Below are 21,061 nucleotides of genomic sequence, written 5' to 3'. Positions count from 1 at the left end.
CGACTTCTTTTATGCTTTCTCTATTTCAAACTGCACTGTAATACCACTAGGATCTACTACTGTAAATCCGTTTGTACCTTCGTTTACTTTATGTTGTTTTTCTATTAATCTTTCTTTCACTTCATCTAACGCTTCTTTATGTGGTAATACAATTGTATACACTTTAAGTCCAGTTGCATGTGCGGGTGGGTGTGGATTATTTACTCCGTTCCACGTATTTGCACCGATATGGTGATGATATCCTCCTGCAGAAATGAATAAGCAGTCATCTTCACGCTGTTGCACTTCAAATCCTACTGTCTCTACATAAAACTCGTGTGACTTCTCTACATCTGCTATTCGTAAATGTACGTGCCCAACGACAGTATTAGCAGGCAACCCATCAACCTCATAATCAACGAGTGTTGCCAGTTCTTTTAAATCAAGCGGCGTACTGCCTCCTGGTCCTTCTCCCCATTGTTCGCGCGGACGGTCTGCATAAATTTCTATACCATTCCCCTCTAAATCTTGTAAATAAAACGCTTCGCTATACGTATGATCACTTGCACTATTAAACCTTGAGATCGGTAAAATTTCATTTGAATATGTATAACGTCCTTCTTGCTCAGCCGGACTATCAATTACATTCTTATTACGAATCACACCAAATAATGCCGAAGCAAAAGCCTCACGAGTCGAAATTAAAAAGGCTACATGATATATACCAGTCGTACGCGGTTCTTGCAGTACCCCGTCCTCTAATTTTTCAAGAACAAGTAACGTGTCCTTTCCACCTTTTCCTGATAAATATGCTTTATTCTCCTCTTGCTTAATTACTTCTAAGCCTACTACATTCTCATAAAATGCAATTTGGCGCTCTAAATCTTGCACTTTAAATTCAACATGACCAATACGTGTTTTCGGATGAATTTGTACCATGAATTACTCCATCTCCTTATCCCGATATTTTCCTATTTCATATAACCGTTACTATGAAGGATACAACTAAAATCATCCTATGTAAATAAGAAAAGTCAGAATTTACACACATTTTTATTTTCATAATAAAAAAGTCACCTCTTCTAACTTTCAGAAAAGGTGACTTTACAAAAACAGTATGCTGTAACTCTTATTTCAGTTTATGTACTTCGGCAACTAACTTTCCACCCTGAATGCCCATATAAAGTTTCACAGGTGCATCATTCGTGTTTTCAAACACTAAGTCTAAGTATGGATATGCAATTGTAGCATCTCTTCCTTGTGGAACATAACCTACCGTTTTAGAATGTGTCGTTCTCTCTACCATTTTCAAACCAGCTTGATCTGCTGCATTGTATAATGTTGATGATGTTTGACAAACACCACCGCCGTATCCATCTACTAATTTACCATCTACAATTTCTTTTCCTAGTTGATATCCTTTATCTGGCGTTGTATCACCAATTAATGCATTGAAAGAGAAACTGTCTCCCTTTGCTAATACAACTCCATTTATGCTCGCTGCTGACAAGCGAATATTCTCAATACGGCCACCTGCTGAGCCACCTAAATTCGTTTCATATCTACCAATTACCGTACCACTTCCTTGCGCATCACTTAATGTTGCGATAGGCTTTTTCTCAACAATAGGTAATTGATATGAAGAATCCCACATGCCAACGTTTAATAATTTATCTACTAATTCTTTTTCCATTAATTCATAAGAAGGTTTTCCTTCTTGCCAACTTCCATCAGGTGCTACACGTGAAGGGACCATCTTTTTGTCAACGCTTTTTCCAACCTCGCTAGCAACCTTCGTTACCGATTTTTTAAATTTTGCTTCGTCTTCAAAATAACCTAGACTCGATAAATCTAGCTTTTTCACTTCCGTACCAGTACGACCATCTACTAAACTAATAGAATCCTGTACCTCTGCTTTAGCCTCTACCGTGTGGCCACCAATGTCACTTACTAATGCAACATCACTTACTTTTGCACCACAACCACTCACTATAGCTACACATAACACCCCAACTAATATACCCTTTACTTTACGGAACAATATACTCTCCCCTTTTTCCCAATATTACTTTTATGTATTATTTCATTTTTATGTATGTTTTGTTACAATCATTTTACAATATATTTATAAAATGTTACAAGTTATTTTTTACTCTATATAAATTACTCTTTTCTTTTCTAAATGTCTATACATATTTATATAAAAGTTGGAGTCCGATAGAATTGTAACCTTTATGTAACCTCACCTTTTTATCCAGTATATACCATAAAACAAAAGAAATACAAATGTAAAACTCCATATTCTTATTTATAAAGGAACACCTTGTGAACATAAATAGGTATTTGCCGTGCCACACTCCACTTTTACACATACATTATGGTGAATTAACCTATTTTAAAGAAATGGAGGATGTTTTTATGTACCCCTACAATCCATACGATCCATATAACCAAAATGGTTATCAACCTCAATATGATTTACAAGCACAATACCAACAATATATAGATCCAGCAGAACAAGTTAATCCATATGATCAAAATCGACAATTCCAACTTCCCATCTCTTTTCCTGGTACTGGAAACCGTCAACTAGAAAGACGAGTAAATGAGCTTGAACAAAGAGTACGTCAATTAGAAAACACGGTTGAGCGTCATACACGTAGATTAAACCGATTAAACCAGCGTTTACGTACAATAGAAAACAGACTAAACATTCCATTTTCAGCATTAGAAGACGGATTTTAATTTCGAAAGTAAAAAATATATAAAGGAAGGGGCTCCCCCTTCCTTTATATAAATTGACGAAAGTTTTTTCCATCTCTATACTGATAAGAGTTAATGAAATGAAACAAGGTGATAAATATGGATTTTGAAATAAATTATCTTTCCTTTTATGTTGTACAAGTAGAAGGAAAAGGTGAAGCTGTTGATAAACGCTACAAACATTTTCAAACGTTAGACGCTGAAGAGTATGAAGATAGCTCCTTAAAAGAATTTTTAAATGGTGAATTATTAAAAATTTCAAAGCGAAAAGTAGAACGTCATGCGAAAACAGAACAAGCTCCGACAAAGATCGGTCGCTTCATTGTAGAAGAAGGGCACGAACTTGATTCAAACCCCCATTACAACCTCTTTAATCGCATTCGCTTTGCGGAAACAAAAGAAAACTTCAAAGATATGAGTGAACCTCTCGTTTATACATATCTGGACACAAGCGCTGTACGCGGTGGTGTATTTTTAATTGCGCAAGCAAAACTACGCAAATACTTTGATGATCCATTCGTTTTCGTTATGAAATGTGACTTCGAACCGAAAGTCGCTTCTATTTCAGATGAATCCACACTGATTCGTAACGTTGAAATGGCCATCACAACAAAAAACATGAAATCTATCCAATATCCGTACATGCCTGAAGAAGGTATGGTCGAAGTAGGCGAACTAAAAATTCACCAAGCATCTCACGCCCGTTATTTTGAGGACTTCTTAAAATTCGTCGAGTACGAACGCTCTATGCCTGAAATTATGAAAACACAAGTAATGGACATGGTATACGACCAAATTGAAGATGTATTTGAAGAAGGTACGGAAGAACGCGAACAATTCGACCAAGCAATGGAAGTATGGGCTGCCAGTCCGAAACGCGAAATTATGGAACAATTTTCAACCGAAGAAGTAATGGAAGCTACCGCTCAAATCGTCGAGCACGCTCCTGAAGTGGAATTAAAGCTAAAAGCAGACCATATCTCCGTAAAGGCCCTGCTTGCTGATTTCGGGGATCAAATACATATCGCAAAGGTAAATGACCGATACGTACTAATGATCGAAGCTGATACACTTACGTTTGAGAAAGGCTTCTCTCCGATTGAATTTCTGAAGCCAGATGAATTGCAAGATGTGATTGAGCGGATTGAGAATAAGCAACAGTATTCTTACGATCCGAACGGGATTGAATAAAGTGAAACTTTAATCAGTGGGGTTTTTGTTCATCCCCACTGATTATCAGCCCTCACCAATCGGGCTTTTACGGGCAGTTGATCCCCCACCTAACTTCGTTGCTTCAGCTGAATTTTAAGGTGGGGGATCTTACTGCCCGTTAATGCGGGATAAATCCTTCCATATAACTATTTTTACTGAGCGCTGTTAACAAACGCTCTTTTATTTGGGACATAGTTGACAGTTATATAAAAAAACCGATTCTTCTAAGAATCGGTTTTTCTGCTTTAAAACAAAATATGCTTATTTTTAATCCAAGATAACAATTGTTGCAGAATCCAGTAGATTCCTTCCTTGTTGTACAAGTGTATTTCCATTAGAGTAGTCACTATGTATATTGGTAAAATGAAAATTTCACTTCACTACCTCAAATTTATTGTACTCGTAAAAAGATAATTGAAAACGATATTCTGGATGCTCTCTCACCCAATCGTAAGCTTCTTCTAAAATATCCATTTTGTTTTGTAAGTCATTAAGTTCACTACATTCGTCCCTTTTCTGTTTGCACAGAGGGCAGAATCCATTCACTATTTCGGCACTCTTCGCCCTAATAGTTTTACTTTCTAAGTCAACTACTAGACGAAGAAGAAGAGAATGCTCTTCTTTTGTAGTCACGGTCATTTCAGCAATCCCATCCTCATTCCAAAAGACTCCGTTTAATTCCATCTTTACGGCGACGTCTTTAATATCCAAGTCTATCACCATCACACCTCCCTTGTATAAAACTCATATTTTACTCTTCGATTTTAACCTTTAATACACCATGATTTAAAGATATATTAAGCGTTTTCCAATTTTTCTTCTTTGCTATGAAAGGAAGTGTAATTACTGCTAATAGCGTGGTAAATATTATCCCAAAAACTAAAACTGTTACAATGTTAAAGATTGCTTCCATTTAACTCTATCCTTTTTCATTTCTATGGGCTCTAATTTTATGAATGTATTTAAAAATTCTTACCACACCTTAATTTTCAAAGCAATTATAATGGCCCAATCACAACAAATCAATTCCTATTTAATATGAATACTTTATTCATCCATCAGTACAATGACGTTAAATTTATGTAGCTAGAAATAGAGGAGAATGTCATTTAACCTCTACATTCTCCTCCATCTCAGCCAAATACCTAATCTGCCTTTCCGCTTTTCTCACCGCCGTAGGAAAATGCTTTTTCAGAAGTGCTATTGTAGCTTCACTTATATAATATCTTTCCGTTATACTTTCCCACGTGTCACTATTTTCAAATGCACTCCAAACGAAAGGACGCTCTGTATTTTTTCTCATTTCTTTAAATACCCATTTCCGCATCTTTTTTTTCGCTTTTTCTGTTAGTTTTCCGTTCTCTACAAGTTCAAGCTCACCATGTCTTTTGTACCGTTTATGAATGTCTCTCTCGCTATATACTTTAAGAAGTATATTCGCTGTATTCTCAGCATCCGCTAAAGCTCGGTGCTGCTTCCCTTCCCACGTTAAACCGAGCTGTTCTACTGCAAATTGTAAACTTGGTGTATGCTCAAATAACTCTTCATAGGCTTGGAAAACAAACTTCTGCAAATCAAATTTGCTCTCTTTTTCCATACATGGGCATTCTACACCGTGTAACGTACAATCATGAGATAAAAAACGATAATCTTCTCTTCCCCATGAAACAAATACAGAGTCTTCTCCGATAAATTGAATAAATTTCTCTATAATTTGCGGAAATTTCTCCACACCAATTAAATCTTCCTTTGTAATTCCCGTTAATTTTGTCGTATGACGAGTGAGTCGTGCACTCGGCTTTACTAACTCCGAAAATTCTCCAATTACCTTCATTGTACTTGCTTCTATTTTTACAGCTCCGATATCAACTATCTCTGACGGATCTTCTGATTTATACGGCCTGAAATTTCTCTCTATATCGAACACAATAAAATGTGTAGCGTTTTCCAATTTATTTACCTCTTTCTAAATTCCTTTTCACACACATACTCTATTTTCAGTATTTATTTATTCATACACTTTATGCATGAAATACTTCGTCTAATAAACGAAAATTTAATCTCATTATTATATGTACATAGGAGGTTATTCAATAAAAATGCAAAAAAAAGAAGGGCAAGCCCTTCTTTTTTCCGTAATTACTTCTTGTTAACGTTTGTAGCTTGAGGTCCACGGTTACCTTGTTCTACTTCGAAAGTAACTTCTTGACCTTCTTCTAAAGATTTGAAGCCGTCGCCTTGGATAGCTGAGAAATGAACGAATACGTCTTCTCCGCCTTCAACCTCGATGAAACCGAAACCTTTTTCTGCGTTAAACCATTTTACTTTACCGTTTTGCATTTAAAAAATCCTCCTACAATGTACCTATATGTACATATTCATTTTCAACCACTTTACAATAATACTTCAAACATTAAAAAACTGCAACCCCAGAGGAGATTTAACATTGCTATCCTCCTCGGAAGTTACAGCTCATTTAAATCTCTATATTATTAAAAGTAAAATGGTTTAAAGTAACTATATCATATCAATATAATAAAAGTAAAGTTTTTTTTGCTATATAATTTTTTTCTTCCACTGCATCGCTTTTGATTCACCTGATCCAGCTACAACATAACCCTCTTTTTGGTTAACGATGCGCCAGCCATGCCCTTTAACTGAGTCACATATTGTAACAAGTCCTTCTTCTAAAAGTACACGACAAACCGTACTAATCCCCGCCTTATTTTGCGTTGACGTTGTATATAGCACATGTTGATCTACACTCAAGGCTAAATAGCTACTTGCTTTCTGCTCACTTTGACATGTGTGCCAATATGTTTTTTCACTCTCAATACTTTCATCTATTTTACAAAAAGAAATATTCCCGCTAATCCCCTTGCACGATCCACTCGCTGCTACTATATAAGAATTGTGTACAGTCAACGCTGAGATCATCTGATTCATCACGATTTTAATCCTCTTTAATTTACGTGTCTCCAAATTAAAGAGCCAAACCCCACCATATTTAGCATGTATTTTCGTACCGATAAATAAGTAATGTTTATATAAAAATAACGATCGAATAGATGGTGCCCCGCCACCATATTCAAGAAATGGATGAATGGTTTCCCATGTCGAACCAAAATCATTAGAACGATACAACGTTTTATCTCCATGAGCAATGACTGTTCCTTGTACATTACTACACACATTCCAACTCGTTGCTTTTGTTGGAAAACGCTGAACCGTCCAGTTCTCTCCACCATTCATACTACGAATAAAAATCCCTTCGTCACCTACACCATACACTACATTATCTTCGCTATGTAAATCCCTAATTCGTTTTTGAAAACCTTTTAATATTTGTTTCCATTCTCCGTCTCGTTCAATAAATAAGCCATTATATGTAGTAGCTAACATAAGTTTTCCATCTCTTAACTTTGTAATAGCGGTCGCACTTAACATTGTCTCCACGTTGACACTCCCATTCTTAGAACTTCTCAGCAAATGCAATTGCAAAATTACTGCATTTTTCAACATCCTCTTCATCTTCTGGAGCTAGTTCGATTTTCAATCCTTCTTGTACAAGCTCTGCACCGCGTTCTACAAGTCTTTCTTCAAATATCGTTACCGCTTCACAAAATAGTTCATACGCCGTATCACCTGATCCGAATACCGCTACTTTCTTTCCTGATAAATCTATATTTTCTAAGTCCTCATGGAAATCTTCCGCCTCAAACGGTAATTCACCATCGCCCCACGTATAAGATCCTAAAATGATTCCATCATAGGCTAATAATTCTTCAGCATCCATGCCTTCCATTTCTTGCAATACTACTTCATGATCAAAAGCATCTAAACTAACTTTTATTAAATCAGCAATACTCTCTGTATTTCCTGACATACTTGCATAAGCTATTAAAATTTTTGCCACTTCGGCATCCCCCTCTTACAATAAATGATTCTCATTCTCATTATATTAATAATGAGAATCAATTTCAATTGTATTTTTCATTTTTATTTATTCCATATAAAAAAGCACAGATGACTATACAATCACCTGTGCTTTTTTATTACTTTTTAAAAATACCAAACGGCTTTCCAACTGGTAATACAACTTTACCGAAGTGTGTATTTAACACTGCTGCTGCTGAACCATAGAAAGATAATAATGAAATACATAGTTCAGAATACGCTGCTAAATTATGCATTGCATGTGGCATAACACCTAAAGTACTTAATGAAAGACCAATAAATAAGAAATCAATAAGGACGAAAATCATAAATAATACTTTATGTGTTTCCATTGCACCAATTGTCATAAAGATTGTGAAAATCAAATATCCAATAAAGGCTACACCCAGCTGTTTTGAATCTGCAGCTTGTGCTAATTTTTCGCCAAATACTCCAAGTTGAATTAACCAAGTCATTCCAACACCTAACCAAAATAGGCCGTATGCACCGAATGCTGTTGTACCGAACGTATTGTTATGCTTTGCATCGTGAATGCACGCAAAGATTTGTGCAAATCCTCCTAAAAAGATTGCCCACGGTAATACAAGTGAAACGCCATCTGTTAAGCCTAACTTTTGAGATGATGCTACAAGTGTTACCATCGCTAATCCAAATAGACCAATTCCAGATGGATCTGCTGTTGTCATTTTCACATGATGTGTAGTTGTTTGATTGCTCATATAAACCTCCTGATTATAAACATACTCGAATACAATACTTAAATCAGAAGGCTATGTCAATGGTTTTTTTTGTATGTTGTCAGACCTTACTTTTTATAATGATTACATATACTTCCGACCACTTCATACGGTTTTATATTCACTTTCTCCAACTCGTGTATCGGCAACCATAATGGAATATAACTCCCTCTATCTTTCATTTCGAATTCTTCAGCTTTACCACTTCCGAAAACTCCACCTACAATATGGGCATTAAAATAATACTCCGTTCCCTTATACTCCACCTTTGCAATGAGATGCTCCACTTTTATATGTACCCCTAACTCTTCATAAGCCTCTCGCTTCGTTGCCTCTTCAGGTGTTTCTCCTTCTTCAATTCCTCCTCCCGGAAAAACATAATATATTTCTCCTTCTCGGATACGTTTTATAAGTACGATTTTCCCTTCCTGCACAATGATAGCCGCGCCGCGATTTCTTATCATTTTATTACCTCAATACGAATCGCAACTGTTCCCCACTTTTCTTCTTGTTCTTTCGTATATATTTTGTATGTACTTTCTAGCATTTCCTCTAAACTATCATTTTCACAATCCAATAATTTTTTATCAATTTGTTCGTACATCGCTTTAAAGCTTTCGTATCGTTTTATTTCCGTTACTTTGGCAGTCATCGTTTCCTCTGTCGTAAGGTTCGTAAATACAATATGATCGCCTTGTTTTATAAGTTGACGTTTTGCATCGTATAAACGTACTTCATATACTTTTTTTCCTAATTGAATTGATTGAAAAGGTTTATTATATAATCCCATTTCGTATATCATTCATTCCACTCCTTTTTTATGCATTACGCCTACTACTATTTTTGTGCATTACCAATTCATACAACACAGTTCGACTTATTCCAAGTTGCATATAATGTTCCATATCCATTACTTGCTTTAGAGAGGATGCTAAATTTGTTATGTTATTTTTAAATCAAAAACCTGAATATAATAAATATGATATTGGTGATTATACTTATAGTAAAGTAGGTCCAACCATTTTTTCTTGGAATGATGAAACAAAATTAAAAATAGGTAAGTTTTGTTCATTAGGAGAAGAAGTCGTTTTTATACTTGGCGGTGAACATCGCGCAGACTGGATAACGACATACCCATTTAATGCATTTTTTAATGAAGGAGCACATATTACTGGTCATCCTTCTTCAAAAGGTGACATCGTAGTCGGCAACGATGTATGGATTGGTTATCAATCCTGCATTTTATCTGGTGTTACAATTGGTAACGGAGCCATTATTGGGGCAAAGAGTGTTGTTACAAAAGACGTACCTCCATATGCAATTGTAGCTGGTAATCCTGCAAAATTTGTTCGATATCGTTTCCCACAAGAAACGATTGACAAGCTAGAAAATCTCGCATGGTGGGATTGGGATATTTCTGTTATAAAAGGAGCCATTCCATTTCTACTTTCCAACAAAATCAACGAGTTTTTTACCTCACCCGAAAATGAATCTATGTGATTAATACAAAAAGAGCATCCTATTCTTTCAGGATGCTCTTTTTTTTTATTTTTTATGTTCGTGCAAATGATTACACGGAGAACATTGAAATGGAATTTTATCTAAGCAATTAAAGTTTGTTTCACAAATTTGTTCGATCGTTGGGACGAACGGTATGACCACAATATTGCTTTCTATTATTTGTGTAACAGGCGGTAACACTGTACCTACTTGATGTTCGAAGCGAATACTCGCTTGATTTATATAATTTCCTGAACCACTTGGCGCGCTCTGAACTACTACTTGGAACGAGACTGTGCGTGCTTCACCTGGATTTAAACTTCCTATAAGAAATCCTGATATTGGGTTTACATTTGGCACTGGCGTATTATCAACCGTTACACTTCTAAGGACAAATTGAACACTACTATCTAACATATCTTGAAAACGAATATTTTGTATCGCTGTATCTCCCGTATTTGTAATAACTGTCGTAAACGTAATAACATCTCCTATTGTTGCTGTTTGATGGTCTGCCACTTTTACAACAGTCGTTGAAACATTTTGAGGAATAAACGGGATAACAACTGTGTTACTATCGCCTTCAACTACTACAGGAGGTTCATTAGGATTCACAATTGCAAGCCCACTCGCTGTCGCTGTATTTGTAACTAAGTTATTTATTTGCCCTCCTGTTATTACAACTTGGAAATTAATAATAGCTGCATCGTTTGGCTGAAAATCACCTAACGGAATACCAGTATTCGGGTTGGCAAATGGAAAAGGTACATCATTGACCGTTACCGTGCCATTTATAAATAACGTATTCGAATCAATGATATCTGTTAAAACAATATTCGTCACAGGAACTGTACTATCATTTATAACAGCAATTCCGTAAGTGACAACATCTCCTACCATCGCTACTTCAAAGTTTGCTCCTTTTGCAACAAATAAAATTGCAGTATTTACCGTTACAATAACTGTATTACTCGTGTCCATTACTGTAACCGGTGGCTCTCCTGGTACTAAAATATACTCTGCTAACGCCCCAGCAATGTTTACTACTGTACCACCATCTGGAAAACTTGTAATTGTAGCTTCATATGTTACAAGTGCCGTCTCACCGACTGGGATGTCTGGTATCGTAAATCCAGCCTGTGGATTTACCCCTGGTTGCGGAACTCCATTTATCGTTACACTATTTGGCACAAACTCAGCTTCCTGAGATAACACGTCTATAAATTGAACATTCATCGCATCAGCCGTACCAGTATTTAATATACGAACAGTATACGTTACCGTTTCTCCCACTCCAACAACCGAATTATCTACTTCTTTCAGCATATCTAAACTACCTCGATTTACTGGTGTGACTGTCGTATTACTTGAGTTCGTAATTGTAAACGGTGGTTCTCCTGGAATCAATTCGAAATCACCAGTTACTCTCGCTGTATTCATAATGCTACTAGAAGGCGGAATTGCGATTACATTTACTTCAAATGTAATTAATATACTGTCCCCTACTGCAAGATCAGGTAATGGAAAGCCTACAAAAGGATCTAAACCTACTTGCGGAATCCCATTTATTTGTACACTTCCTGGAACGAATTCTAAACTAGGTGATGGAACATCAATAAACTGAACATTCGTCGCTAATACCGTTCCCGTATTTGTAACTTGCACACTATAAGTTAACGTATCCCCTAATCGTGTTGCTTGCTTATTTACGGTTTTTATAACATTAAATCGTCCTCTATTTACTCTTGTTATTGTCGTATTACTCGGTTCATTTACTACAACCGGCAGCTCTCCTGGTACTAAAGTAAAGCTTCCTGTTATATTTGCAACGTTCGTAATGGTTCCTGATGACGGGATGTTTGTAACTGTCGCTTGAAACGTCACGATAACTGTTTCTCCAACTGGTATATCTCCAACTCCAAAGCCAGTAATCGGATTTAAGTTTGGTTGCGGGGCTCCATTTATAGTTACACTACTTGGTACAAATGACGCTCCTGCTGAAATCGTATCAATAAACTGAACCTCATTAGCTGTTACTGTTCCTGTATTCGTTATTTGAACTGTATACGTTAATACATCTCCAACGAGAGTAGCAGCCCTATTTACTTGTTTAATAACATTAAATCGTCCTCTATTTACAGTTGTAAGTGTTGTATTGCTCGGTTGGTTTACTACAACTGGTGGTTCTCCTGGTACTAATATAAAGCTTCCCGTAATATTTGCAGTATTAGCAATTGTTCCGTTTGATGGAACACTGACAACTGTTACTTGGAACGTAACTTCTACACTTTCACCTGGGCTTATATCTGGAAGCGGGAATCCATTATTAGGATTGAATCCAGGTTGTAGCACACCATCTATCGTTACACTATCTGGTATAAATGTGATCGAGGACGGTAATACATCACTATATTGAACATTTGTCGCTACCACTGTACCTGTATTTTGAACTATTGTTGTATATGTGATTGTATCACCTACTGCAACAACCGGCTGGCTTACTGATTTTAAAACATTTAAACCAGGTTCATTAATTTCTGTTAATGTCGTATTACTTGTCATTGTTTCTGTAATAGGCGGCTCTGTTTCACTTACAGCAAATGTAGCTGTAACGTCTACAAAGTTAACAATCGTTCCCCCCTCAGGTATGCTCGTAACCACTTCCTGATATGTGACAAGTACAAAATCATCTACAGGGATATCTGGAACTGTAAAACCAATGAAAGGATCTAATCCTGGTGCCGGCACCCCATTTATGCTCACACTTCCCGGTACAAATGCTACACCGGCGGAAGTTGTATCTATAAATTTAACATTCGTTGCTGCCACTGTACCGAAATTAAAAATTAATACATCATACGTTAATATTTCTCCAACCGTCGCTACCTCTTTATCGACTAGTTTTAATGGAAATATAGACGCTATATTAATTGTCGTAACGACTAGATTCGTTAATATCGTTTCCGTAATTGGTGGTTCCTGCGGATTTGGTTGTGAAGTAAATGTAACATCTGCATCATTTAATATGACTTCATTATCTGGAATCTCCGTAATCGTCACTTGGAACGTCACAGCAATATTTGCACCTGCATTTAATAACGGACTAACTGGAAATCCTGTTTCTGGATTTAAGCCAAGTTGCTGCGCCCCACCTATCGTTACACTATTTGCTACAAATATCGTTCCTTCTGGTATGACATCTTGAAAGAACACATCTGTAACTGGTATAATTCCTACGTTTGAAATTAGCACAGTATACGTTAATACATCCCCAACCGCTCCAGCAGCAACATCAACTGTTTTTGTTGCTGTTACTTCACCAGGAGGAGGTAACGGTATCGTAACTACTGTCGTATTACTTGAATTTGTCGTTGTTACAGGAGGCTGTAAAGGATTTAATAAAAAAGTGGCTGTAGCAGATGCCGTGTTTAATACGGCTCCGCGCGTGGATGGCGCAACTACTGTTACTTGGAACGTTACAGTCAATGATGTTCCAGCTGCGATATTAGGAAGCGGAAAACCTATATTTGGAACAAATCCAGGTTGAGGCGTTCCATTTATCGTTACACTATTTGCTACAAATGTTGTTTCTGGAGCAATTGGATCAATAAAGGAAGCATTCGTTGCTGTTACTGTGCCGTTATTTCGAATGACAACAGAATACGTGTAAGTCTCTCCAAGTGCAGCTTGTTGTACAGATGAAGATTTTTGTATATTTAATCGAGCAGTGTTTACTTGCGTCACAACGAAATTACTATTCGTAACAGTCGTTATTGGAGGGTTTGCTGGATTTATAAGAAAACTTGCAGTAACGTTCGATTGGTTTCTTATATTTCCACCGCTCGGAACACTCGTCACTGTAACTTGAAACGTAATCGTAGATGTTTGCCCGACCGGAATATTTGGTACTGGGAAACCTACCATAGGATTCGCGCCTTGCTGAACAACTCCATTTATCGTCACACTATTTGCTACAAACGCAGTACCAGACGGAATTGGATCTTGAAAAATAATATTCGTTGCAGGAACAGTTCCTGTATTTTGAATAAGAATCGTATACGTTAACGTATCTCCTACTCCTGCTTGTGGTGTATTTACACTCTTCATTACATTAAGTGATCCTACATTCACTCGGGTCACAACAATGTTACTAATCGTTACAATTGTAACTGGTGGCTGGAGAGGACTTACTTGGAAATCAGCAGTTACATTCGCATTATTCGGAAGAACTCTATTTGGTGGTACACTCGTAATCGTCACTTGAAAAGTAACTGTTACCATACCTCCTACCGGAATGTTAGCAAGTGGAAATCCAAATGTTGGGCTTAAACCTGGTTGAGGCGTTCCATTTATCGTTACACTATTTGCTACAAACGTTGTTCCAGATGGAATTGGATCAACGAATGATACATTTGTCGCTGCTACTGTTCCACTATTTTGTATACGAATTGTATACGTTAGCGTATCTCCTACACCTGCTTCAGTAGCACTTACACTTTTTATTACATTTAGCCCTGAAGAATTCACCACTGTATTAACAGTATTACTTGGCACCGTTACAGTAATTGGTGGCTCTGTTGGATTTACAAGGAAATCTCCAGTTACATTCGCATTATTTACAACATTATTTCCTTGAGGAATTTCATCAATTAATACTTCAAACGTAACAATTATACTCGCGCCAGTAGGCAAATTATTTAATAAGAATCCAAGTTCTGGATCTGCCCCTTCTTGTAAAACACCATTAACAACTACACTATTTTCAATAAATAATGTCCCTTGTGGAATTGAATCTTGAAAAAACACATTTGTAGCTGTTACACTACCTGCATTTATAATTTCAATTGTATATACTAAAACATCCCCTACCGTTGCAACATCCGTATTCACTGTTTTCAAAACTTCAAAGTTCCCTGATTGTACTGTTGTATTCACAATGTTACTCGGAACATTGATTGTTACTGGCGGTTCACTCGGATTCACTTGAAAACTCGCTGTTACATTTGCTTGATTTAAAATATCTTCATTTTCTGGATCCTGTACAATTAATACGTCAAATGTGACTATAACTGTTTGAGCCGCAGGAATATTAGGAAGAGAAAATCCTGTATTCGGATTTAATCCACTTTGTGGTACTGCATTAATTGTTACAGAATTTGCAACGAAAGAAACCGCTGAAGAAATAGTGTCTTGGAAAAACACGTTTGTTAACGGAACATTTCCTGTATTTTGAACGGCAATCGTGTACGTTAAAGTGTCCCCTACTGCCGCTTGTGTCGTATTCACTTCTTTTATTACATTTAAACCGCCTGTATTAACTTGCGTCACAACTGTATTCGTTTGTCTATTAATCGTCACTGGTGGTTGATTCGGAATAACGACGAAATTAGCAGATACATTTCCTCGATTCGCAATCGTGCCTCCGGATGGCGTAGATGTCACTCGGACTTGAAAACGCACTGTCCTACTTCCACCTGGAGAAATATTTGCTACCGCAAACCCAGTCGAAGGATTTGCTCCTGGTTGTGAAACCCCATCTACAGTTACACTATTTGCTATAAAAGTCGTTCCAATTGGGATTGGATCTTGAAAAATAACATTCGTCGCAAGTACATTTCCTATATTTTCAATTGTAACAGTGTACGTAAGAACGTCATTCACTGTCGCAAAAGCTCTATCTACTGTTTTTCTCGTTCTTATATCAGCTATATTAATAGTAGTAACTACAGTATTACTTGTCGCTTGCCCTGAAACTGGTTGTTGACCAGGTACTGGAGTAAAGTTAAATGTTGCACTCGCACGGTTCGGAATTGGATTGACAAGCGGATTAGATGTTACTCGAACTTGAAAGCGCACTACAGTCGTTTGCGAAGCATTAATACTTCCTAGATTAATACTACTTGCTGGATTTGCTCCTGGACGTGCTACCCCATTTACCGTAACACTATTTGGAACAAATGTTGTGCCACCAGGGATACTATCAACAAAAACAACATTATTTGCAGTGATATTTCCATTATTCGTCACATTAACTGTGTAGGTTAACACATCATTAAGGGTTGCTGTCTGTAAATCTACAGATTTTTGCATACTTATAGTTGCTTGATTCACTGTCGTTTGTACTGAATTTGAAGAAGACATACTTGTAATTGGTGGACTACCGACGAAAGGACGGAATTGATATGACACCATTGCGCGATTCGGAATAGGATTTGGGTTCGGAAACGATGTTATTCGCACTTGAAATGTAACAACTCTTTGCGCGTTAGTTGGGATTGTGCCTAAATTAATTCCATTAGCAGGGTTCGCATTCGGCTGTGTTACTCCACCTACCGTTACACTACCTGTAACAAACGTCGTTCCGTTCGGAATACTATCTTGTAATATAACATTTTCTGCACTTCCCGTACCTGTATTAGGAACTGTAATTGTGTAGGTAAGAATATCTCCAACTCCTGCAACTGTTCTATTGACCGATTTAACAGGATTAATAATTGGCCCCGTTGCATCAATTTGAACCCCAAAACCAGCTGCAGCATATCCATCTCCATTAGTAACGAATCGAACCGTTGCTGACGTTTGATTATTTACTAATGATGCAGAGGCATTTACATTTGTAATATCCCACCCTTGTCTTCGGACGGCTAAAGCTATCCCTAAAGGCTGATTCAAATCTCCAAACGTTCCAGTTGTATCTAACTCTCCAATATCGTTACAAATTTGTGACTGAAAAAAATTATTTGCGGGGTTTCTCGGGCCGGATAATGCAACTGTAGTATTTGCATTCGGTCCAAAACGAAGTTGATCTCCAACAATGTTAGAATCACCTTCTTGAGCAGTTACGAGCACCCGTCCTGTTACAGCTCCTGTGGCTGGAGTAGCAAATCCTGAAATAGTAGCATCCACTGGTGGTGATGAAGCATCGATAATTTCTTGACCTGCATAAACTGATAAATTCCGAAGTGGCAAACTAGCATTTTGATACACAACCTCAAGTGTCCAACCAGCCGAACGACTAATAGTTGGATCAGATGAAGTTCTTGCAGCTGGCACTGCACCTGTAGTATAAGTTCCTGCCCCGCCTGCACTAACAAGATTCGTTACATTGGCAGAGCGCGCATAATAAAACTGATTCCCTACTGAACCTTGCTGCGCAGTAGCAGGATCTGGCGTAACAGAAAAAGTCCCAGCCGGTGTTGTAAATGTAATATTATCATTTAAAAACGGTAAAACATCTTCCGTATCAGTCCGGAAAGTACCAGCCCAAACTAATTCTGCATATAACACACTACTTCCCGCTGGAAGGTTTAAAATTGCACTTGAAGAATTCAATTGCCATTCATCTGTTGTCCCTACCGGGAATCCTGGTACTTGTAGCGCTGTATTTACTGTCGTAAACACAGCAAGTGTACCAAAAATATTACCTGGTGCAGGCGATGTAGGGCTAAGCCCTAACGTATTCCCCGTAAAAGTGACGGCACCAGGTACTGTTGTTGTAAAACGATTTATAAAAGGCACACAATCATCTCATTTCAATTATAGTAAAAAGTGCTCTATACTATAAAATGTAGACAAACTATGCAATGTACTTTGTCCAACAAAATTCCGCACATACGAGAGGAGCTTACTACACTATGCGCTATGTTATTGTAACAGGAACTTCACAAGGTTTAGGTGAGGCAATTGCCGCACAATTGTTAGAAGAAAACACGAGTATCATCTCTATTTCTAGAAGAGAAAATAAAGAGCTTACGAAACTTGCACAGCAATATAACAGCAATTGTGTTTTCCACTCCTTAGATCTTCAAGATGTACATAATTTAGAAACGAACTTTAACGAAATCATTTCATCCATTCAAGAAGACACTGTATCATCTATTCATTTAATTAATAACGCTGGTACACTCGCACCAATGAGACCAATAGAAAAAGCTGAAAGCGAACTACTCATTACGAATGTTCAAATTAATTTACTTGCACCGATGATCCTTACCTCCACTTTCATGAAACATACGAAAGACTGGAAAGTAGATAAACGTGTTATAAACATTTCATCTGGTGCAGGGAAAAATCCTTATTTCGGATGGGGCGCTTATTGCACGACGAAAGCTGGTGTAAATATGTTTACACAGTGCGTAGCAACCGAAGAAGCAGAAAAAGAATATCCAGTAAAAATCGTCTCTTTTGCACCTGGTGTTGTTGACACAAGTATGCAAGCACAAATTCGTGAAACAAATAAAGAAGATTTCATAAATTTAGACCGCTTCATCGCACTAAAAGAAGAAGGAAAACTATTGTCACCTGAATACGTTGCGAAAGCAATTCGTAACTTACTAGAAACTGAGAATTTCCCGCAAGGTGAAGTCATTCGAATTGATGAATAACAAAAAGGCACGCTCTAATAGCGTGCCTTTTCATTTTATTTCTCTAAAAATATAAGTACAGACTCCGCAATTTGTTCATAACCAATTTCTTGATAAATTTTATTAGACGTAGGATTCGCTAGATCAGTATATAACGTAGTCGTCTTATACCCTTCATCTAACATACGTTGACTAAGTGCACCGACACAACTAGATGCGTATCCTTTTTTCCGTTCTTCTTTCGGCGTATATACGAAATTAACTGTTATATTGTTTGTAGTCGGTCTCGTTTTTGCAGCTACAGATACAAGCTTCCCATCTACTTCTAAACCAAATAGACGACGGTTAGTAATTAATGTATGAGCGGTTTGGGTCGCTTCTTCTTTCGTAGTAGGCAAATTCACATCTTCGCAAAATTGATATATCCACTGTTCTATTAATGTTAGCTCATCACTACTTACTTCTCGAAATACTCCATCTCCGTTCCACTTTTTCTTCACTTGTTTTAATTCATATATACCTTGCTCCATTGCAACAGTAGTTTTCTTATTTTCTAACACTGCAATCTCTTCCGCTAATCTCTGTACAGTTTTCTTATTACCAATCAACCTAGGAACATTTGGATATACTTTCGTTAATTTTTTTGCAAGTTCCACGATGTCCTCTTCCGACATTTCAGACGTAGCAACAATGATTTGTTTCTTTTCTTCTGTTTGAAGAAATACAACTGCAATTTCTTCCTCTTGTTTTGCTACCCCCATAAATATCGGTTGTTGGACCATTTGTAATACACCTAATATGAGATTATTTTCCTGCTCATTCTTTTCTAAAAATGGCGTAATCTCTTTTTTAAAAGTAAGAATCTCTTCATATACATGTAATTGAATCATCGACAATCTCTTCTCTCTATTTATAGTTTCATTAAGTATTGGCGATTAATCCATTAAATCCCTCTTTTACGATTCAATACTATGCGAAGTTAACATATTCAAATCAGTTTCAGCTTGTAAAATTCTCTGTTTTTCTTTTTCAAATACCTCTTCTTCTTTTTGAAATGACTCTTTTCGATTTTTAATCATACGCTCCATTTCCTTTTTACTCGGTCCACCATATACATTTCTTTTTTGAATAAATGCTTCTGGCGATACAATTTCTTCCCACTCTTTTTCCAATAAATGTATTTTAAATTTTTCTTGTAAGTATATATTTACATCTTTTAAATGTAATTCATGCAGCTCCTTTTGCTGCTCCAATGACATTTTCGCAATAACACTCGCTGCATGATGCGCATGCCGAAATGGAATGCTATAGTTTTTTGTTAAAACATCTGCGAAATCAGTTATCGTAATTGCATGTTTATAAGAACGACTCTTCAACGTTTCTTCTTCTACTTTCATCGTTCGAATAACTGCATTCATAATACAAAAAACACGAATGGTCTTTTCAATCCCTTTATATAAATACGGCTGCAGGTCATCTTCCGTATCGACAATATCACCAAATGGAGTATTATGAATCATTTGAAATACTGTAAATGCTTCTCCTAAAGCACTACTCGTAATCGCACGGGCGTGTTCAATGGAAACTGGATTTCGCTTTTGCGGCATAATGCTACTTATTTGTACATATGGCTTTGCGACAGTAATACCATCATATTCTTTCGTCGCTAATAGTAAGAAATCATGGATCCATCTACTCGTATTCGTCATAATTACCATAAGTAACGAGCTAACTTCTAATAAATAATCCGCTCCAGCAACAGCATCATATGAGTTCTCAATTACATTTGTAAACCCAAGTAAATTGGCAACTCGCTCTCGTTTAATTGGGAAACTTGTTGTAGAAAGAGCGGCAGCTCCCATTGGAGATTGGTTTAAAAGTTTGTACGTTCGTTTCATTCGTTCTAAATCTCTTTGCATCGTATCATAAATCGCTAACGTATAATGACCAAATGTTGTGGGCTGTGCTGGTTGTGTATGTGTATAAGCTGGCATAATCGTTTCCTTATGATCATCGGCAAGTTGTAATATACTTTCTTGCAATAATAAATGATGTTCCATTAATCGTAATACATATCGTCTTAAACTCATGCGATACATCGTTACACCCATATCATTTCTACTTCTACCAATATGCATATTACTTACAAAATCGCATTTCGCTTCTTGAGAAATTAAATGTTCCACTAAAAAAAAGAGATCTTCATGCCGCTCTGTATAGAGCAATTGCTCTTCTGGAATTCCCTCTACCTTTTTTAATGCGTGTAGTATAACTTTAGCTTCTTCCTTTTTCATTAAATTTTCTTCAGTCAGCATCGTGATATGCGCTTTATGCACTTGAAACATATCTTTCAATAAGTAATTTCGCTGAAAATGAAATACATGTTGTAATACGCAATCTACATATGTTTTTCCAGGGAAATCAGCGCCTTCACTCTTTATAAACTCTTCTTTACTTTGTTTCATCACCTTTTCCCCTCTCACCTAAGTATTACTACCCATCATACCCAGAGAGAGTAAAAAAGTGCTTGTATATAAAAATAAACTCGAT

Annotated in this window: 18 protein-coding genes; 4 read left to right on the top strand and 14 right to left on the bottom strand. The window is 36.9% G+C overall.

Annotated features, from left to right (window positions below; all coding sequences use genetic code 11):
• Window positions 1-9: 9 nt before the first annotated feature.
• Both ACSG5Z_RS14935 and ACSG5Z_RS14930 read right to left on the bottom strand, forming a co-directional pair.
• Window positions 10-918: a VOC family protein gene (locus tag ACSG5Z_RS14935; RefSeq protein WP_435711655.1), complete on the bottom strand. Its 909-nt coding sequence runs from the start codon at window positions 916-918 to the stop codon at window positions 10-12.
• A 190-nt stretch (window positions 919-1,108) separates the two neighbouring features.
• Window positions 1,109-2,020 (bottom strand): VanW family protein, encoded by a 912-nt coding sequence (locus tag ACSG5Z_RS14930; protein WP_435711654.1) that lies wholly within the window; start codon window positions 2,018-2,020, stop codon window positions 1,109-1,111.
• 362 nt (window positions 2,021-2,382) lie between these two features.
• Between ACSG5Z_RS14930 and ACSG5Z_RS14925 the strand changes: the two genes are divergently transcribed.
• Both ACSG5Z_RS14925 and ACSG5Z_RS14920 read left to right on the top strand, forming a co-directional pair.
• Window positions 2,383-2,724, top strand: a complete 342-nt coding sequence (locus ACSG5Z_RS14925; RefSeq protein WP_116480664.1) for a hypothetical protein — start codon at window positions 2,383-2,385, stop codon at window positions 2,722-2,724.
• A gap of 117 nt (window positions 2,725-2,841) precedes the next feature.
• Entirely contained in the window at window positions 2,842-3,933 is a 1,092-nt protein-coding gene (locus ACSG5Z_RS14920) for a DUF3900 domain-containing protein (RefSeq protein WP_000345047.1), read from the top strand.
• 393 nt (window positions 3,934-4,326) lie between these two features.
• Here ACSG5Z_RS14920 and ACSG5Z_RS14915 read toward each other — a convergent pair whose 3' ends face one another.
• The 9 genes from ACSG5Z_RS14915 to ACSG5Z_RS14875 form a co-directional block, all read right to left on the bottom strand.
• Window positions 4,327-4,674 (bottom strand): hypothetical protein, encoded by a 348-nt coding sequence (locus ACSG5Z_RS14915; RefSeq protein WP_137014375.1) that lies wholly within the window; start codon window positions 4,672-4,674, stop codon window positions 4,327-4,329.
• A gap of 31 nt (window positions 4,675-4,705) precedes the next feature.
• Window positions 4,706-4,867: a hypothetical protein gene (locus tag ACSG5Z_RS14910; RefSeq protein WP_088064148.1), complete on the bottom strand. Its 162-nt coding sequence runs from the start codon at window positions 4,865-4,867 to the stop codon at window positions 4,706-4,708.
• Window positions 4,868-5,059: 192 nt separating this feature from the next.
• Window positions 5,060-5,905 (bottom strand): exonuclease, encoded by an 846-nt coding sequence (locus ACSG5Z_RS14905; RefSeq protein WP_000426513.1) that lies wholly within the window; start codon window positions 5,903-5,905, stop codon window positions 5,060-5,062.
• A gap of 188 nt (window positions 5,906-6,093) precedes the next feature.
• The gene (cspB, locus tag ACSG5Z_RS14900; protein ID WP_001179147.1) at window positions 6,094-6,294 is read right to left on the bottom strand and encodes a cold shock-like protein CspB; all 201 of its coding nucleotides are present in this window, start codon (window positions 6,292-6,294) and stop codon (window positions 6,094-6,096) included.
• A 216-nt stretch (window positions 6,295-6,510) separates the two neighbouring features.
• Window positions 6,511-7,410 carry a WD40/YVTN/BNR-like repeat-containing protein gene (locus ACSG5Z_RS14895; protein WP_435711653.1) on the bottom strand — a complete coding sequence of 300 codons (900 nt, stop codon included), beginning with the start codon at window positions 7,408-7,410 and terminating at the stop codon, window positions 6,511-6,513.
• A gap of 16 nt (window positions 7,411-7,426) precedes the next feature.
• Window positions 7,427-7,870 (bottom strand): flavodoxin, encoded by a 444-nt coding sequence (locus ACSG5Z_RS14890; protein ID WP_001062763.1) that lies wholly within the window; start codon window positions 7,868-7,870, stop codon window positions 7,427-7,429.
• Window positions 7,871-8,009: 139 nt separating this feature from the next.
• Entirely contained in the window at window positions 8,010-8,630 is a 621-nt protein-coding gene (locus ACSG5Z_RS14885; RefSeq protein ID WP_000070936.1) for an acetate uptake transporter, read from the bottom strand.
• Between the two features lie 86 nt (window positions 8,631-8,716).
• Window positions 8,717-9,112, bottom strand: coding sequence for an NUDIX hydrolase (locus ACSG5Z_RS14880; protein ID WP_088064151.1), 396 nt, complete (start codon window positions 9,110-9,112; stop codon window positions 8,717-8,719).
• Entirely contained in the window at window positions 9,109-9,450 is a 342-nt protein-coding gene (locus ACSG5Z_RS14875) for an ASCH domain-containing protein (RefSeq protein ID WP_098858326.1), read from the bottom strand. The genes ACSG5Z_RS14880 and ACSG5Z_RS14875 overlap by 4 nt, the downstream gene beginning before the upstream one ends.
• 140 nt (window positions 9,451-9,590) lie before the next feature.
• Between ACSG5Z_RS14875 and ACSG5Z_RS14870 the strand changes: the two genes are divergently transcribed.
• Complete coding sequence (locus ACSG5Z_RS14870) at window positions 9,591-10,148, top strand: CatB-related O-acetyltransferase (protein ID WP_000898179.1); 558 nt, start codon at window positions 9,591-9,593, stop codon at window positions 10,146-10,148.
• Between the two features lie 45 nt (window positions 10,149-10,193).
• Here ACSG5Z_RS14870 and ACSG5Z_RS14865 read toward each other — a convergent pair whose 3' ends face one another.
• Window positions 10,194-17,666 (bottom strand): CLIPPER-2 domain-containing protein, encoded by a 7,473-nt coding sequence (locus ACSG5Z_RS14865; RefSeq protein ID WP_435711652.1) that lies wholly within the window; start codon window positions 17,664-17,666, stop codon window positions 10,194-10,196.
• Between the two features lie 116 nt (window positions 17,667-17,782).
• On the opposite strand from ACSG5Z_RS14865, the gene ACSG5Z_RS14860 reads away from it, so the two are divergent.
• A complete protein-coding gene (locus ACSG5Z_RS14860) occupies window positions 17,783-18,532 on the top strand; it encodes a (S)-benzoin forming benzil reductase (RefSeq protein WP_088064154.1) in 750 nt (249 codons plus the stop codon).
• A 35-nt stretch (window positions 18,533-18,567) separates the two neighbouring features.
• Here the strand turns inward: ACSG5Z_RS14860 and ACSG5Z_RS14855 are convergent, their stop codons facing one another.
• Window positions 18,568-19,401, bottom strand: a complete 834-nt coding sequence (locus tag ACSG5Z_RS14855) for a GNAT family N-acetyltransferase (protein ID WP_435711651.1) — start codon at window positions 19,399-19,401, stop codon at window positions 18,568-18,570.
• Between the two features lie 66 nt (window positions 19,402-19,467).
• On the bottom strand, window positions 19,468-20,976 hold the full coding sequence (argH, locus tag ACSG5Z_RS14850) for an argininosuccinate lyase (protein ID WP_435711650.1): 1,509 nt from the start codon (window positions 20,974-20,976) through the stop codon (window positions 19,468-19,470).
• Between the last annotated feature and the right edge of the window lie 85 nt (window positions 20,977-21,061).

Source organism: Bacillus pretiosus (genome assembly GCF_051294775.1).
In the GTDB taxonomy this organism is placed as follows: domain Bacteria; phylum Bacillota; class Bacilli; order Bacillales; family Bacillaceae_G; genus Bacillus_A; species Bacillus_A wiedmannii.
This window is presented reverse-complemented; position numbering and strand designations above follow the sequence as displayed.